This window comes from Pseudomonas extremaustralis, from assembly GCF_900102035.1.
Lineage (GTDB): Bacteria > Pseudomonadota > Gammaproteobacteria > Pseudomonadales > Pseudomonadaceae > Aquipseudomonas > Aquipseudomonas extremaustralis.
This window is the reverse complement of sequence record NZ_LT629689.1, coordinates 5,870,337-5,886,437: the sequence shown is the minus strand read 5'-3', so window position 1 is coordinate 5,886,437 and position 16,101 is coordinate 5,870,337. Positions and strand designations below refer to the sequence as shown.

Here is a 16,101-nt window from a genome sequence, read left to right as displayed (position 1 = left end):
TTGAACAGTAAGGAATCCTATGTAGTCGCCACTCATCGGGAGATCAACCATGCGCGTAGAAACCCTTGTAGAGCGTGTCAAAGCCCACCGTTGCTATAGCCATCCGATTTTTCACAACTGGGCCCGCGTCAACCCAGGAACCGAGGCCATCGGTGCCTTGTTCCACCATATTCGCAGCTTCTGCGATGCCACTCGCCCCGGCTGGAACCTGCCCCAAGGGCTCAAGGAGATCGGCCTTTCGACCGAAAGCCACTTGCTGCAGGAGATTGTCGACAGCGAGGAAAACCACGGCCCGGAACTGGCCATGATGGCCGGCCATATCATCAACCGCTCCGTACCCGGCAAGGCGATCTTCGATGACCTGACCGACCAGATCCACATTGAGTCCATGCTCAAGCGCTGCTCCGACGAACTGCTCGGCCAACTGCCCGGCTATGACTTCGCCACCGGCCTGATGCCTCAGACCAAAAAGGCGATCCGTACGTTTGAGACACGCAAGTCGACGGCCGCCCAGGATGTGTACAAAAGCCTTGGCACCGCGCTGGCGCTGGAGATCATCTCCAATCGACAACTGATCCCTGGGGAAAAAACCTGCCTGGTCGACAGCGGCTTATATCGCGCCAGCTTCGATGAGCCGGCCATGCACTATCTGGTGGAGCACTATGGCGAGACCGGGGCCGAATGCCAGCACGAACAGAATGCCATCGAGGCCGTCGGCTCAGTCCTCAACCCGCAGAACAGCGCCGCGATCGTTCAAGGCGCCGATGACTTCCTCGACAACCTGGCGGCGTTATGGGACCTGCTCGACGCCACGCTGCTCCAGGCCGAAGTTGATCGCGTCGCCGCCTGACGCCGACTGACGGGCCGGGCGACCGGCCCCTTTTTTGACAGAAAAGGCAGATCAATCATGCGTGATGAAAAACTCGACAAACTCTTCGAAGACGTATTCCAACGCCCGGTCGCCAATCACGAAGACATCTTCGACTTGGGCGCCAACTCCCTGACCGCCGTTCAGTTGATCAGTCAGGTGAACACGACGTTTGGCGCCAATATCAACATGGAGCAGTTTTTCCTGAACCCGTGCAAACAAACGATCCTGGATCAGTTGCCATCGGCAACAGCCGCTCAACACGCCTGACGGGGAGCACTATGCACAGCCTCTTCAACTTGACCCTGAACCTGTCGCGCGCCGGCAGTGTGGCGTGTGTACAGAGCCTGCCTGTTGACCCGACGCGACCGACCTTGCTGCTGCTGTCGCCAGTGGGTACCCAGTGTTTTTACATGAAAAACGCCGCGCTGTTTCTCATCAGCCGCTTCAACCTGATCATCCTGGAAAGCGACGCCGTGTTGTCCTATGCAACGGCCACCGCGCCGACGCCCAGCGAAGGCATCGCCGATTTCTACCGGCAGCTATGCGCGGCGTTGCCCGAAGGCATGCAGGTGGACGCGCTGGTGGGCTATTGCTCTTCAGCGCCTGTAGCGTTGCTGGCGGGAGCCCAGGGCGCTTGCCGCGCACTGCTGTTGCTCAACGGCGCGTATTTCTTGCCGGGCGACGCGATTGCCAAGAGCCAGTACGAGCGCGATGTCGAACGCATGATGCAGTCGATCCCCTTGGGCAACTGGGCCCAAGTGTACGAGGCCGTCAGCCTGTTGCATGCCAACAGTCGCTACGCGCCCAGCGACTATCGCTACCAACAGGTCCGGCCCCTGCGTGAAGTGGAGGCATTCCGCCAATACCTGATCTTCCTCAACCACCTCAAGACCCTCGAAATCACCCACGCGGCCCAGGCCGTCGAGACGCCGACCCTGGTCTGGTGTGGCGGCAACGATGGCTACACCGACACGGCGTCCTCCAAATACGTCGCGACATGGCTGGCCCACGCCGAGTTGGTCGAAGACCCGGTGGGGCAGCACCATGACTTTGTCGACGGTCATGAACCGTTGTATCAGGCAATGACCGCGTTCCTGAACCGTCATGCACCGAGGGCTGCCCGATGAATGCGCACAACTGGCCAACGACCAAGGTGTTTCGCCGATTTCAATCGATCTGCCTGCAAACCCCCAACGCCGTGGCGGTCGTCGACCAGGGCAACGGTCTTACCTATCGACAGCTGCATCAGCAGGTACTCGGGCTGTGTGAGCAACTGAGCCGCCATGGCCTGGCCGATGCGCCTTACCTGCCGCTCATGGCCAGTCGTTGCCTGCCCTACCTGGTCGCGCTGCTGGCCTGCTGCAAGCTGGGCGTGGCGTACGTGAGCCTCGACCCGAGCGCGCCGGCCAAACGCATCGTCGCGCAACTCGATCAGCTCGGTTGCAGCCACCTGTTGTTGATCGGCCAGCCCGACGACACAAATATCGATCCACGCCTGACCCACTTTCGCCTGGACGATCAAGGCGCCCTCCTTGCCCAAGGCCCGGCCTTTCGTCGGCCGGCCAGGACGCGCTCGGTCGATACCGGGGTCATCACAATAATGTTCACTTCCGGCACCACTGGGGTGCCCAAAGGTGTCCGCATCCATGAGGACGGCCTGTTGAACCTGGTGGAGAACGTCCAGGAGCAAGTCCAGGGCCGGGCCCGGCGCTATGTGCATCATTCCTCGATCAGCTTTGACGCTGCGGTGTTCGAAGTCTGGGTACCGCTGCTCACCGGTGCCTGCGTCACCCTGCATGCCGGCGCTTTCAATATCGAGACCCTGGCCGCCTGCGTGCAAACAGCCCGATGCGAGGTGCTGTTGCTGACCACCTCGCTGTTTCATCTGGTGGCGCAACACCGTCTGCAGATGCTCGATGGGGTGCGCGTGCTCTATGTCGGCGGCGAAGTGCTCAAGCCGATCCATGCCAGGGCACTGCTGGCCGCCAACCCGGGCATTACCCTGGTGAACGGCTATGGCCCGACCGAGAACACCGTGTTTTCAACCTGGCATTGCCTCAGCACGCTCAAGGATATCGACGACGATGCGATTCCCATCGGCCGGCTGCTCAAGCACGTTCATGCCCAAGTCGTCGATGCTGACCTTCGGCCGGTGCCGCGCGGCACTCCGGGCGAACTGCTGCTGGGCGGCCGCAATCTGGCCCAGGGCTACCTGGACGATGAACTGACTCGCCTGCGTTTCCTGCACGGGCCAGAGGGCTTCTATTACCGCACCGGCGACTACGTGATCGAGGACGAACACGGCGTTTTCTTCTATCAGGGCCGTGTCGACGAACAGGTCAAAATCCAGGGCTACCGCGTGGAGCTCGCCGAGGTCGAACGGGCGCTGACCCAATTGCCCGGTATTGCACAAGCCGTGGTGCTGTCACGGACCATGAACGCCCTGGAAAACTGCTTGCACGCCTTTATCGTGTTCCAGCACGGCTGGCCGGACACGGACGAAGGCAAGCTGCTGAGCCTGTTGGCCGGCCGGCTTCCTCACTATATGTTGCCCGCCCGCATCATTCGGTTATTCGAGTTGCCGCTCACCGCCAACGGCAAGGTCGATAAACGCGCGTTGCAATCACTGGCCGGCAAAACACCCGCCACGGGCGCGCGCGCGCCAGCAGCCGGATCGGCGGTCCTGGAAGCGTGGTCCGGCATCCTGGGCACGCAGGACTTGCAACTGGAAAACTCCATTTACGCCTACGGCGCCTCGTCCCTGAGCGTCGTGATGGCCCATACCCAAATCAATCAGACCCTTGGCAGGAAAACCCCATTCGATGAAGTCGCCCGGTTGAACACCTTGCAGGAGTGGGTGCAGTACTACGTAACGCATGAAAACCTCAGTCACCACGCTTAGGAGCGGACATGGACATCACTGACTTTTCGTTGACGGAACAGGAACTCCAGCAATTCGACCGGGACGGTTTTATCGGCCCCTTCACGCTCTATGAGCCTGAAGAAATGATGCAGTTGCACAAGACGGTTCGCGCGCAGCTGTTCAACCGCACCCACGCGCCCTATGACGCACCCCACGATGTGGCGATCACCAATTACGATCGGCACCTGGACGTCGAACTGCTGACCCGCCACGTGTTTCGCACAGAGATCGTGCACCGTCTCAGGAGCATCCTCGGCCCGGACGTCATCTGCTGGAGAAGTGAATTCATCCCCAAATACCCTGGCAATGAAGGCACCGACTGGCACCAGGCCGATACCTTCGGGCATGCATCCGGGGAGCCGCAGTTGGTCTGGCCTGAGGATGAGCCGTTCGGGGGTGCCATTAACGTGTGGACCGGATTCACCGACGCCACCCCGGAGAACGGCTGCATGCTGTTCATCCCCGGCACCCACCGGAAAATGAACTACGACGAGTCCATCGGCATGACATTCGACCCGGTCGCCAACAAGGACGTGGTCAAGGGCCAATACGCGCGTGGCTTCAATGGCTACGACTACAGCACCTTGCAAAAAGACAAGGGCTGGCAGCCAGATGAAGCGGCCGCGGTACCGATTGTGATGAAAGCCGGGCAATTCGTGATTTTCCGCTCGATGCTGATGCACTCCTCGTTGCCCAACTCGACGTCGGACAAAACCCGCCTCGGTTATGTGGCCCGTTATGTCCCAGGTCGGGTGAAGGTCTATCCCGACACCGACTACGTGAAGGAATTTGGTGGCGAGTACCGCCTGGACAAGTTCGGCGTGGTGCAGGTGGCCGGTACACGTACCGACCCGCAGAACCGAGTGGCCTCCAGGAGCCTCAGTGGCCTGGACCTGAAACCCTTGGCCAGCTATTGAGGAACGCCCATGGAACAGCCTTCTTACCTGGGGATCGACCATATCGCCTACGCCACCCGCTCCACGGAGAAAACGTCGGCCTTTTTCACGGCCTTGGGGTTTGAAGTGCTGTTCCATCGGCAACCGATCGATAAGTTCGGCGTATTCATCACCAAGTTACGCTCGCCGGCCGGCGAAATCGTCGAAGTGGTCGAGCCCTTTCGCCCCGACAGCGTGGTCAGCCGGTTATTGCAGGACGTGGACGCGTGCCTGTATCACGCCGCTTTCAGGGTCAGCGACCTCTCGGCTACCCAAGCCTCCCTGGCGCAGATTGGCGGGGTGACGGTGACCACGGCGATGACGATTCCCTATCCAGCGACGGCCGAACATTGCTCGCTGACCACTTCGCACATGTACCACCCGGCCGTGGGCTTGTTCGAGATCACCGGCTAAGGAGAGGCCATGGCTGACATCCTGGCAGCGCCATCGCGCTGGCTTGCGCCCTTGCCCGGGCCCTCATCCAAGGAGGCCCGGAGCATTCTGCTGTGTTTCCCCTATGGCGGTGGCGGAGTGTCGTCGTTCCAGGGGTTGAGCGCGCTGCACAGCATCGGCATCGCACCATGGGCGGTCAAACTGCCGGGCCGCGAAGAGCGGATAAAGGAGCCCCCCGTGGCCAACGTCCACGAGCTGATCGAGGCCATCGTCGACGCGCTGCAAGCGCTGACGCTGCCCTTTGCCTTCTATGGCCACAGCTTCGGCGCGGGCCTGGCACTCGATGTCGCCCACACCCTGGCCACACGCGGCCACACGCTGCCCACCCAATTGGTGCTGTCGGGTCGCATGCCGCCCCACACCGGTTATTCCCCCCTGTTGGGGGCAATGGACGACGAGCAGTTGTGGCAGCACGTGTGTGCGCAAAGCCTATTACCCTTGCCGCCAGACGCCGATTGCAGTTTCGCCCGCGCCACCTTGAACAAGCTCAAGGCCGATTTGGCGCTTAACGCACAGCTCACCTACCGCTTTCTCCAGCCCTTGCCGATGCCGCTGCTGACCCTCAACGGCCTGGACGATCCGTTGATCGACACCCACCGTCTCGACGAGTGGCACCCCTACAGCAGCGTGGCGTTCCATAGCCAATGCCTGCCTGGCGGGCACTTTTTCTTCAAAAGCGACTTTCCGCGCTTTTACTTGACCCTTTTAACCCACCTCAGTGAACAAGGCCGCTAAGCCGTATGGAACGTGCATTCTGGAACACCCCTTACCTGTCGAACCTGGACGCCAATGTGCTGAGCGTCGAGGGCCGTGATGTCATGATCAGCCCGACGATTTTCTTCGCCGAATCCGGCGGCCAAGAGTCGGACAGCGGCACCATCAACCACATTGAGGTCAGCCAGGCCATCGTCGACGGGGACCGGATTATCTACCGCCTGGCCGCCGACCCGGACTTTGCCGTGGGCGATCGGGTCAATGTGCAGATCGACTGGCCCCGGCGCTACGCGCTGATGCGCTTGCACTTCGCCGCTGAAGTCGTGCTGGAACTGTTCTACAAGAAATTCCCCGGCCTTGAGAAAATCGGCGCCCACATCGCCCAGGGCAAAGCGCGGATCGACTTTGCCCTGGACGGTAATATCAGCCAATACTTCGCCAGCATCCTGCAAGACGTCGAGACGCTGGTGGCAGCCGACTTGCCGATTGAAAGTCGCTTCACCGACACCGAGCAGTTGCGGCGGTGCTGGCGTATCGAAGGGTTTTCCCAGGTACCCTGCGGCGGTACGCACTTGCGCAAAACCGGCGAAATCGGTCGGATCCGCCTCAAGCGCAATAACATCGGCGCGCACAAAGAGCGCGTCGAAATCTATCTGGTGGATTAACCGTTCAATGCTCTCAAAGGCTCCTGGAGACTACCTTCATGCTCAATGTCATGTCTGCACTTGGGTTGCTGCTATTAATGCCGGGGCCAACCAACACCCTGCTATTACGCTCGGGGCTGCTCACCGGCTTCAAGCGCGCCTGGCCCCTGAGCCTGCTGGAGTGCCTGGCGTACCTGGTGCAAATATCCTTCTGGGGCTACCTGCTCAGCCATCTCGGCGACAGCGCGCCCTGGTGCCTGAGGCTCGTGCAGTTCGCCTCGGTATGCTATTTGATCAAGACCTCGTACATGCTCTGGCGCCGTCCCGACGACACCTTGAAAGCCGCGCCGGAAGCACGCGTGTCCAGGCGGCATTTCTTTTTGCTGACGCTGATCAACCCCAAGGGCCTGCTGGTGGTCTCGTTCATCGTCCCGGCCCAGACGTTTACCGACCCGACCTTGTACCTGCAATTTGTCGGGCAATTCACGGCAGTGGTGATCCCGGTCGGCTGCGCCTGGGTGCTGTTTGGCGCACGCATCAAGCGTGGCGGCTATGCCTGGCTGACGGCCCACACTATCAACCGCACGGCATCTGTGGTTATCTGCGGCTTTGCGGTGGCGATCCTTTCCCGGCTGGCGGACTCCCTGACGCACACCAGCGTCATGCCTTAGTTCCGCCAGGCAGGACTGGCACTTTGCCACAAGTCAAGGCATGCTAGCTGCCCTCCGGGCGTCCGGCTATAGTGCACGTCGCGCGCCAGTCCAGCCAAACCGCAGGATCACAGCTTGTCCAAAGTCACGCCGCCAACTCCCCTGCGCGCTGCTCATATAGCGCCGGGAGCGCCACTGCACGGCACCCTCAAAGGCGCATTGGCGACGCTTGTCCTGCTGCTGCTCGCGTTATTGTTCTGGCAGTTGCTGGACCAGTTGCAGCAGACCCGGAAAAACCAGCAGCAATACACCATCGACTACAGCGCCGACCTGGCTGAGCAGATCAGCCTGAACATGGCCCTGAGCGCAAAAATCGCCCTCAACCTGCTGCCGATGGTCGAGCCGCCGCACGACAGCGAACAGCAACAAACCCTGATGCGCACCCTGCCGGAACTGCGCAGCATTGCCCTGCTCGCCCCCAGTGGCGCACTGATCAGTGACAGCGCGAGCGACAGCCAGGACAGCGCCTGGCTCGAAGCGTTGGTGCAACGCAGTCATGGCCAGTCCTACTACTTGAGCAACACCGACGATGGCACCCTCATCTATCTATTGCTGCACCAGCCCAGCGGTGGCTCCAGGATGTACTGGGTCCTGCGCCTTTCGCCCGACTACCTGACCAACCTCACCCGTCAGGACAGCCAGGGCCAGCGCCCCACGTGGGCCATCGAGAACCGCCTCAACCACCGCGTCATCAGCCGGGACAGCGGCATGCCGGCCCAATGGCCCAGCGCCCTGACCCCGGACGAACTGAATAAAAGCGTACTGATCACCCCCCTGAGCAGAAGCGACTGGCAATTGCGCGGGCTGTTCGACCGCACGGCCGTGCTGGAGGAGCTGCTGCCGGCGTTTATCGGCAAATGCCTGTTGGGCCTGGCATTTTCGCTGATCCCGCTCGTCGTGCTGCTGAACATGCGCCGCCGCCAGCGCCAGGTGCATGAGGGCCGGCGGCGCTACCAGGATATTTTCGAAGGCACCGGCGTGGCCCTGTGCGTGCTGGACCTGTCGGGCCTGAGTGCCTGCTTCGACAGGGAGCGCTTGCAGACCCCCGAGCAACTGCAAGACTGGTTGCGGGACAACCCCATCGAAGGCCGGCAGTTGCTCAAGGAACTGCGCATCACCGAGGTCAATCAGGTGGCGGTAAGCCTGTTGAACGTCAGTTCCTGTGAAGAGGCATGGGAACGGCTGATCGACGACTGCCCGCGTAACACCACCGCCATCGGTTACCAGGTTCTTGAGGCCATACTGACCCAACAGCGCCAGCTGGAGCTGGAAATCCAACTCAAGGACGCGATTGGCAATGAGCAATACCTGTGGCTGGTGATGCGCCTGCCGGAACAGCAGGACGATTTCAAGGCCGTGATCCTGAGCATCAGCGATATCACCAGCCGCAAGTTGATCGAACTCTCGCTGGTGGAGCGCGAGAGCTTCTGGTCGGACGTGGTGCGCACCGTGCCCGACCACCTGTATGTGCAGGACGTGATCAGCCAGCGCATGATTTTCAGCAACCACCACTTGGGCCACACCCTGGGCTATAACAAGGCCGAACTGCAGCAAATGGGCGAGTACTTCTGGGAAATCCTGCTGCACCCCGAAGACGCCGAGCGTTACCACGACTTGCGCCAGCAGCAACGCCTGGCCGGCTATAGCGCCCAGTTGCAATGCCAGCTGCGCTTCCGCCACCGCGACAACCATTGGCGGCGCTTCGATATTCGCGAGCAGGCCCTAGCCCGGGACAAGACCGCACAAGTCACGCGCATCATCGGCGTGGCCAAGGACATCACCGATCAGATCGAAGCCAGCGAATCCCTGCGCGACAGCGAACAGCGCTACCGCATGCTGGCCGAAAGCATCAGCGACGTGATCTGCGCCACCGACAGTCAATTGGCGCTCAACTACATCAGCCCGTCGGTCAGCGCCGTGCTGGGCTATGACGTGGACTGGATATTCAAGAACGGCTGGCAGTCGATCATCGCCAACCCGCAGCAACTGACCGGTATCCATAACCTAGTGGAACAGGTCAGCCGCGCGCTGGGCGATCCCGAGGCGCTGAATAAATTGCGCGACGACGTGCAAACCCAGCTGTTCCTGTTCGACTGCCTGCGCGCCGACGGGCGCAAAGTGCCGATCGAGGCGCGCCTGGTGCTGGTGTGGGACGAACACGGCGCCTTCGAGGGCATCCTCGGCGTGGGCCGCGACATCAGCCAGCAGCGCCGCGCCGAAAAAGACCTGCGCATGGCCGCCACGGTATTCGAGCACTCCACCTCGGCGATCCTGATCACCGACCCGGCGGGCTATATCGTGCAAGCCAACGAGGCATTCAGCCGGGTCAGCGGTTATGCGGTCAGCGATGTGCTCGACCAGTTGCCGAACATGCTGACCGTCGACGAGCAACAGGAAGCCCATCTGCACTACGTGCTCAAGCAACTGCACCAGCACAGCACCTGGGAAGGCGAAGTGTGGCTCAAGCGTCGCAATGGCGAGCACTACCCGGCCTGGGTCGGCATTACCGCGGTGTTCGACGACGAAGGCGACCTGGCCAGCTACGTGTGTTTCTTCAGTGACATCAGCGAGCGCAAGGCCAGCGAACAGCGCATCCACCGCCTGGCCTATTACGATGCCCTGACCCACCTGCCCAACCGCACGCTGTTCCAGGATCGCCTGCACACCGCGTTGCAGTCGGCCGAACGGCAGAAGTCGTGGGTGGTGCTGATGTTCCTCGACCTCGACCGCTTCAAACCGATCAACGACTCCCTGGGCCACGCCGCCGGCGACCGCATGCTCAAGGAAATGGCCACGCGCCTGCTGGGCTGCGTGGCCGAGGACGACACCGTGGCGCGCATGGGCGGTGACGAGTTCACCTTGCTCCTGCAACCGCGGATCAGCCGCGAAATGGCGCTGAACCGTGCGATTCATGTGGCCGAGCAAATCCTCGCCAGCCTGGTCAAGCCGTTCGTACTGGAAGGCCGCGAGTTCTTCGTCACCGCCAGTATCGGCATCGCCCTCAGCCCCCAGGACGGCAACGAGCTGAGCCAGCTGATGAAAAACGCCGACACTGCGATGTATCACGCCAAGGAGCGCGGCAAGAACAACTTCCAGTTCTACCAGGCCGACATGAACGCCAGCGCCCTGGAACGCCTGGAGCTGGAAAGCGACCTGCGCCACGCTCTGGACCAGAACGAATTCGTGCTTTATTACCAGCCGCAATTCAGCGGCGACGGCAAACGCCTGACCGGCGCCGAAGCCCTGCTGCGCTGGCGCCATCCGCGTCGCGGGCTGGTGCCGCCGGGCGACTTCATTCCGGTGCTGGAAGAGTTGGGCCTGGTGGTCGACGTCGGCGACTGGGTGATCAGCGAAGCGTGCCGCCAACTCAAGAGCTGGCACCAGAACAAGGTGCGCGTACCGAAAGTCTCGGTGAACATCTCGGCGCGGCAATTCTCCGATGGTCAACTGGGTGAGCGCATCGCCACCATCCTCAAGGACACCGGCCTGCCGCCGGCGTGCCTGGAGTTGGAGCTGACCGAAAGTATCCTGATGCGCGAAGTCAACGAAGCCATGCACATCCTCGACAGCCTGAAAAACCTGGGCCTGAGCATTGCCGTGGACGACTTCGGCACCGGTTATTCGTCGCTCAACTACCTCAAGCAATTCCCCATCGACGTCTTGAAGATCGACCGCACCTTCGTCGACGGCCTGCCGTCGGGCGAGCAGGACGCACAGATCGCCCGCGCCATTATCGCCATGGCCCACAGCCTCAACCTGGCGGTGATCGCCGAGGGCGTGGAAACCCATGAGCAACTGGAGTTCCTGCGTGAGCATGGCTGCGACGAAGTGCAGGGGTATCTGTTCGGGCGGCCGATGCCACCGCATCGGTTCGCGGCGCAGTTCAGCAATGACGCGCTGTTCATGTTCGACTGATTAGCTGCGATGAAGCCGCTTATCCCCAGATGAGCCCCACTTGTCCGCGACATGACGTCCTTTCATATGCCATCTAAAACCCATTGGGTTAGAATGCCCTCCTTTTCTGCCCCCGATCCTTGAGGACCGCCATGTTCAGCCGTGATTTGACCATTGCCAAGTACGACGCCGATCTCTTCGCCGCCATGGAGCAAGAAGCCGTGCGCCAGGAAGAGCACATTGAGCTGATCGCTTCGGAAAACTACACCAGCCCTGCGGTAATGGAGGCTCAAGGTTCGGTTCTGACCAACAAGTACGCCGAAGGCTACCCAGGCAAGCGCTACTACGGCGGTTGCGAATACGTCGACGTGGTTGAGCAACTGGCCATCGACCGCGCCAAGCAACTGTTCGGCGCCGATTACGCCAACGTCCAGCCACACGCCGGCTCCCAAGCCAACAGCGCCGTGTACCTGGCCCTGCTGCAAGGCGGCGACACCATCCTGGGCATGAGCCTGGCCCACGGCGGTCACCTGACCCACGGCGCCAGCGTTTCCTCCTCCGGCAAGCTGTACAACGCCGTTCAGTACGGTATCGATGCCAACGGCCTGATCGACTACGACGAAGTCGAGCGCCTGGCGGTCGAGCACAAGCCAAAAATGATCGTGGCCGGTTTCTCTGCCTACTCGCAGATCCTCGACTTCCCACGCTTCCGCGCCATCGCCGACAAAGTCGGTGCCTACCTGTTCGTCGACATGGCCCACGTGGCCGGTCTGGTCGCCGCTGGCGTCTACCCGAACCCGGTGCCGTTCGCTGACGTCGTGACCACCACCACTCACAAGACCCTGCGCGGTCCACGTGGCGGCCTGATCCTGGCGCGCGCCAACGCCGAGATCGAGAAGAAGCTGAACTCTGCCGTATTCCCAGGCGCCCAGGGCGGCCCGCTGGAGCACGTCATCGCTGCCAAGGCGGTCTGCTTCAAGGAAGCGCTGCAACCTGAGTTCAAGACTTACCAGCAACAAGTGGTGAAAAACGCCAAGGCCATGGCTGATGTGTTTATCGCTCGTGGTTTTGACGTGGTGTCCGGCGGGACTGAAAACCACCTGTTCCTGCTGTCGCTGATCAAGCAGGACATCTCCGGTAAAGATGCTGACGCCGCTCTGGGCAAAGCCTTCATCACCGTGAACAAGAACTCCGTACCGAACGACCCACGTTCGCCGTTCGTCACCTCCGGCCTGCGCTTCGGCACCCCGGCAGTGACCACCCGTGGCTTCAAGGAAGCAGAGTGCAAGGAACTGGCCGGCTGGATCTGCGACATCCTGGCAGACCTGAACAACGAAGCCGTGATCGATGCGGTCCGTGAGAAGGTCAAGGCCATCTGCAAAAAGCTGCCCGTGTACGGCGCTTGATTGCAGTTGCTTGAATAAAAAGCCCGGCTCTTGAGCCGGGCTTTTTTTATGCCAACTGAAATGCGATCAAATGTGGGAGGGGGCAAGCCCCCTCCCACATTTTTGATCGTATTTCCAAGTTAGGCTTGATAGACCTTCGCAAAACCCTCGCGAATCTTGTCTTCCGGCAACTCATCGGCAATAAACACAATCACACTCTCCCGCACTTCCCCCTCGGCCCATTCGGTATCCCAATCGAAGCCGTAGAGTTTCAGCACGCCCTGAAACACCATGCGCCGGTCTTCCCCTGCAATGTTCAGCACGCCCTTGTAGCGCAGCAATTGCTTGCCGTGGTCTTCCAACAACTCGTTCATGAACTCGCTGAGGCGATCGATATCCAGCGGCTGCTCGGTACGCAGCACCAGGCTGGAAATACGGTCGACGGACGGCGTGGCGCTGACCGGGCGCAGGCTCATGCTGGCATTGAGGTTGAAGCCGCGCACATCGAGCAGTTCGGCCAGGTCGATGGCGCCGTGGTCGACCACACGAATCGGCGCGCGACGGTTGATGCGGGTCAGGCGCTGGCTGAGGGCCTCGAAGCTGGCGTCGTCCACCAGGTCGCGCTTGCTCACCAGCAGGCGATCGGCAAACCCGATCTGCGCCTGGGCGATGGTCTGGGTCAGGTGGTGTTCGGCGTGGGCGGCGTCCACCAGGGTGATGATGCCGTCGAGGATGTAACGCTCGCGCAGTTCTTCATCGATGAAAAAGGTCTGGGCCACGGGGGCCGGGTCGGCCAGGCCGGTGCATTCGATCACCAGGCGGTCGAAGGCGATCTCGCCGCTGTCCAGGCGCTCGAGCAGCAGATACAGGGCTTTGGTCAGGTCGGTGTGGATGGTGCAGCACACGCAGCCGTTGGACAGGGTCATGACTTGCACGGGCTCGGCGCCCAGCAGTTGGGTGTCGATACCGGCGTCGCTGAATTCGTTTTCGATCACGGCGATTTTCAAGCCGTGCTCGGCTTTGAGCAGGTGGCGCAGCAAGGTGGTCTTGCCGGCGCCGAGGAAGCCACTGAGGACGGTGACGGGGATGGGAGAGGACAAGACAGTTCTCCTGAAAGATGGGGAGGCAAAAACAACTGTAGGAGCGAGCTTGCTCGCGAAGAACGTCAACGATAACCCGTGCTATCTGGATGCACGTGGTGTCCTTGCGTTTTTCGCGAGCAAGCTCGCTCCTACAGGTGAAGCGGTTTTACCAACTTAACAGCACTTGGGCCCACCCTTGCCGCCGTAACGGGCTTCCTGGCGTTCCCGGAAGAACGCCTTGTAGTCCATCATCGGCTTGTCCGGGTGCTTGGTTTGCATATGCTCGACGTAGGTGTCGTAGTCGGGCATGCCGACCATCAGGCGCGCGGCCTGACCGAGGTATTTACCGAGGCGACTGATGTCATTGAACATGGCTGCAATCCTCGATCAAGCGTCCGGTACTGCCTGGAACGGGGCTTCTTTATCCGTACGTTCTTTGTTGCCCCAGGCGGCGACGCCGACCTTGAGCGCATAGAACAGGATGCTGAATACCACGAACAGGAACAGCGCGGTCAGTGTGGCGTTGGTGTACGCGTTCCAGATCACATGCTGCATCTGGTCGATGCTCTTGGCCGGAGCCAGGATCTGGCCGCCTGCCAGCGCATCGCTGTACTTCTTGGCCAGCGACAGGAAGCCGATCGCCGGGTTGGCGTCGAACAGCTTGATGAAGCCCGCCGTGGTGGTGCAGATCAGCAGCCATACTGCCGGCAGCATGGTCACCCAGATGTAGCGCTGGCGTTTCATTTTGATCAGCACAACGGTCGCCAGCATCAGCGCGATACCTGCCAGCATCTGGTTGGAGATACCGAACAGCGGCCACAAGGTGTTGATGCCACCCAATGGGTCGATCACGCCCTGGTACAGCAGATACCCCCACATCGCCACGCAACCCGCCGTCGCGATCAGGTTGGCGGTCCACGACTCGGTGCGCTTGAGCGCCGGCACGAAGGAACCCAGCAGGTCCTGCAGCATGAAGCGACCGGCACGGGTACCGGCGTCGACCGCCGTCAGAATGAACAGCGCTTCGAACAGGATCGCAAAGTGGTACCAGAACGCCATGGTGTTTTCACCCGGCAGCACACTGTGCAGGATCTGCGCGATCCCCACGGCGAGCGTCGGCGCACCGCCGGCACGGGCCAGGACGGTGGTTTCGCCGATGTCATGGGCCACGGCCGACAGCGCTTCAGGCGTAATCGCAAAGCCCCAGCTGCTGACGGTTTGCGCAACGGTAACGACATCGCTGCCGACAATCGCCGCCGGGCTGTTCATGGCGAAGTACACGCCAGGCTCGATCACCGACGCGGCAACCATCGCCATGATGGCCACGAACGACTCCATCAACATGCCGCCATACCCGATGTACCGGGCATGGCCTTCACTGGCCAGCAACTTCGGCGTGGTGCCCGAAGCGATCAGCGCGTGGAAGCCCGAGACCGCACCGCAGGCAATAGTGATGAACAGGAATGGGAACAGGCCGCCCTTCCACACCGGGCCGGTGCCATCGATGAACTGGGTCAGCGCCGGCATTTTCAGGTCGGGCATGGTCACCAGGATGCCGATGGCCAAGGCGACAATGGTGCCGATCTTGAGGAAGGTGGACAGGTAGTCACGCGGTGCCAGGATCAGCCACACCGGCAGTACCGCAGCGACGAAACCGTAGCCGATCAGCATCCAGGTGATCTGGATGCCGGTGAAACTGAAGACCTTGGCCCAGACCGGGTCGGCGGCAATCTGCCCGCCCAGCCAGATCGAACCGAGCAGCAACAGCACGCCGATGATCGAAATCTCACCGATGCGACCCGGACGGATGTAGCGCATGTAGATGCCCATGAACATCGCGATCGGGATGGTCGCCATCACCGTGAAGATGCCCCATGGGCTCTCGGCCAGGGCCTTGACCACGATCAGCGCCAGCACCGCGAGGATGATGATCATGATCAGGAAGCAGCCGAACAGCGCGATGGTCCCTGGAATGCGGCCCATCTCTTCGCGAACCATGTCCCCCAGGGAACGACCGTTGCGACGAGTGGACAGGAACAGCACCATGAAGTCCTGAACCGCACCGGCCAGTACTACGCCTGCGATCAGCCACAGGGTGCCGGGCAGATAACCCATTTGCGCCGCCAGCACCGGGCCGACCAAGGGGCCTGCACCGGCAATCGCCGCAAAGTGGTGACCGAAAAGGATGTGTTTGTTGGTCGGCACGAAGTCCAGACCGTCGTTATTGACCACTGCGGGGGTGGCCCGTCGTGGATCGAGTTGCATCACGTTGTTGGCGATGAACAGACTGTAGTAACGATACGCGACCAGATAAATGGCCACGGCTGCGACCACAATCCACAAGGCATTGATTGCCTCGCCGCGGCGCAATGCCACTACGCCCAGGGCGCACGCACCTACGATTGCCAGCACCAGCCAGGGTAAGTGGCGTAGCAGGCTATTATTATTCTTCATTTTTATATTCCAGCCAGGGTGGACAGAAAGGACAAC

At 61.2% G+C, this 16,101-nt stretch carries 14 protein-coding genes; 11 read left to right on the top strand and 3 right to left on the bottom strand.

The window, feature by feature from the left end:
* The first annotated feature begins 49 nt into the window (after positions 1-49).
* The 11 genes from BLR63_RS27165 to glyA all read left to right on the top strand — a co-directional run bounded on the left by BLR63_RS27165 (position 50) and on the right by glyA (position 12,550).
* On the top strand, positions 50-850 hold the full coding sequence (locus tag BLR63_RS27165; RefSeq protein WP_010562561.1) for a hypothetical protein: 801 nt from the start codon (positions 50-52) through the stop codon (positions 848-850).
* A 57-nt stretch (positions 851-907) separates the two neighbouring features.
* Positions 908-1,138: an acyl carrier protein gene (locus tag BLR63_RS27160; protein WP_010562560.1), complete on the top strand. Its 231-nt coding sequence runs from the start codon at positions 908-910 to the stop codon at positions 1,136-1,138.
* A gap of 11 nt (positions 1,139-1,149) precedes the next feature.
* Positions 1,150-1,998 carry an alpha/beta hydrolase gene (locus tag BLR63_RS27155; RefSeq protein ID WP_010562559.1) on the top strand — a complete coding sequence of 283 codons (849 nt, stop codon included), beginning with the start codon at positions 1,150-1,152 and terminating at the stop codon, positions 1,996-1,998.
* Positions 1,995-3,773 carry a non-ribosomal peptide synthetase gene (locus tag BLR63_RS27150; protein WP_010562558.1) on the top strand — a complete coding sequence of 593 codons (1,779 nt, stop codon included), beginning with the start codon at positions 1,995-1,997 and terminating at the stop codon, positions 3,771-3,773. Before BLR63_RS27155 ends, BLR63_RS27150 begins: the two co-directional genes overlap by 4 nt.
* A gap of 8 nt (positions 3,774-3,781) precedes the next feature.
* Positions 3,782-4,711, top strand: a complete 930-nt coding sequence (locus tag BLR63_RS27145; RefSeq protein WP_010562557.1) for a chlorinating enzyme — start codon at positions 3,782-3,784, stop codon at positions 4,709-4,711.
* Between the two features lie 9 nt (positions 4,712-4,720).
* The gene (locus tag BLR63_RS27140) at positions 4,721-5,143 is read left to right on the top strand and encodes a VOC family protein (protein ID WP_010562556.1); all 423 of its coding nucleotides are present in this window, start codon (positions 4,721-4,723) and stop codon (positions 5,141-5,143) included.
* Positions 5,144-5,152: 9 nt separating this feature from the next.
* The gene (locus BLR63_RS27135; RefSeq protein ID WP_010562555.1) at positions 5,153-5,917 is read left to right on the top strand and encodes a thioesterase II family protein; all 765 of its coding nucleotides are present in this window, start codon (positions 5,153-5,155) and stop codon (positions 5,915-5,917) included.
* A 5-nt stretch (positions 5,918-5,922) separates the two neighbouring features.
* On the top strand, positions 5,923-6,561 hold the full coding sequence (locus BLR63_RS27130; protein WP_010562554.1) for an alanyl-tRNA editing protein: 639 nt from the start codon (positions 5,923-5,925) through the stop codon (positions 6,559-6,561).
* 38 nt (positions 6,562-6,599) lie between these two features.
* Positions 6,600-7,211, top strand: a complete 612-nt coding sequence (locus BLR63_RS27125; RefSeq protein ID WP_010562553.1) for a LysE family translocator — start codon at positions 6,600-6,602, stop codon at positions 7,209-7,211.
* Between the two features lie 114 nt (positions 7,212-7,325).
* Positions 7,326-11,165 carry a sensor domain-containing protein gene (locus BLR63_RS27120; protein ID WP_042946305.1) on the top strand — a complete coding sequence of 1,280 codons (3,840 nt, stop codon included), beginning with the start codon at positions 7,326-7,328 and terminating at the stop codon, positions 11,163-11,165.
* A gap of 131 nt (positions 11,166-11,296) precedes the next feature.
* Complete coding sequence (gene glyA / locus BLR63_RS27115; RefSeq protein WP_010562551.1) at positions 11,297-12,550, top strand: serine hydroxymethyltransferase; 1,254 nt, start codon at positions 11,297-11,299, stop codon at positions 12,548-12,550.
* A 119-nt stretch (positions 12,551-12,669) separates the two neighbouring features.
* Here glyA and yjiA read toward each other — a convergent pair whose 3' ends face one another.
* From yjiA to BLR63_RS27100, 3 genes are all read right to left on the bottom strand, one after another.
* The gene (gene yjiA / locus BLR63_RS27110; RefSeq protein WP_010562550.1) at positions 12,670-13,629 is read right to left on the bottom strand and encodes a GTPase; all 960 of its coding nucleotides are present in this window, start codon (positions 13,627-13,629) and stop codon (positions 12,670-12,672) included.
* A 156-nt stretch (positions 13,630-13,785) separates the two neighbouring features.
* Entirely contained in the window at positions 13,786-13,983 is a 198-nt protein-coding gene (locus BLR63_RS27105) for a YbdD/YjiX family protein (protein WP_003176208.1), read from the bottom strand.
* Between the two features lie 15 nt (positions 13,984-13,998).
* Entirely contained in the window at positions 13,999-16,065 is a 2,067-nt protein-coding gene (locus BLR63_RS27100; RefSeq protein WP_010562549.1) for a carbon starvation CstA family protein, read from the bottom strand.
* Between the last annotated feature and the right edge of the window lie 36 nt (positions 16,066-16,101).

Excerpts from the sequence above, each read along its gene's own strand:
- BLR63_RS27165 (WP_010562561.1), top strand. The coding sequence starts at position 50 with ATGCGCGTAGAAACCCTTGTAGAGCGTGTCAAAGCCCACCGTTGCTAT.
- BLR63_RS27160 (WP_010562560.1), top strand. The coding sequence starts at position 908 with ATGCGTGATGAAAAACTCGACAAACTCTTCGAAGACGTATTCCAACGC.
- BLR63_RS27155 (WP_010562559.1), top strand. The coding sequence starts at position 1,150 with ATGCACAGCCTCTTCAACTTGACCCTGAACCTGTCGCGCGCCGGCAGT.
- BLR63_RS27150 (WP_010562558.1), top strand. The coding sequence starts at position 1,995 with ATGAATGCGCACAACTGGCCAACGACCAAGGTGTTTCGCCGATTTCAA.
- BLR63_RS27145 (WP_010562557.1), top strand. The coding sequence starts at position 3,782 with ATGGACATCACTGACTTTTCGTTGACGGAACAGGAACTCCAGCAATTC.
- BLR63_RS27140 (WP_010562556.1), top strand. The coding sequence starts at position 4,721 with ATGGAACAGCCTTCTTACCTGGGGATCGACCATATCGCCTACGCCACC.
- BLR63_RS27135 (WP_010562555.1), top strand. The coding sequence starts at position 5,153 with ATGGCTGACATCCTGGCAGCGCCATCGCGCTGGCTTGCGCCCTTGCCC.
- BLR63_RS27130 (WP_010562554.1), top strand. The coding sequence starts at position 5,923 with ATGGAACGTGCATTCTGGAACACCCCTTACCTGTCGAACCTGGACGCC.
- BLR63_RS27125 (WP_010562553.1), top strand. The coding sequence starts at position 6,600 with ATGCTCAATGTCATGTCTGCACTTGGGTTGCTGCTATTAATGCCGGGG.
- glyA (WP_010562551.1), top strand. The coding sequence starts at position 11,297 with ATGTTCAGCCGTGATTTGACCATTGCCAAGTACGACGCCGATCTCTTC.
- BLR63_RS27105 (WP_003176208.1), bottom strand. The coding sequence starts at position 13,983 with ATGTTCAATGACATCAGTCGCCTCGGTAAATACCTCGGTCAGGCCGCG.
- BLR63_RS27100 (WP_010562549.1), bottom strand. The coding sequence starts at position 16,065 with ATGAAGAATAATAATAGCCTGCTACGCCACTTACCCTGGCTGGTGCTG.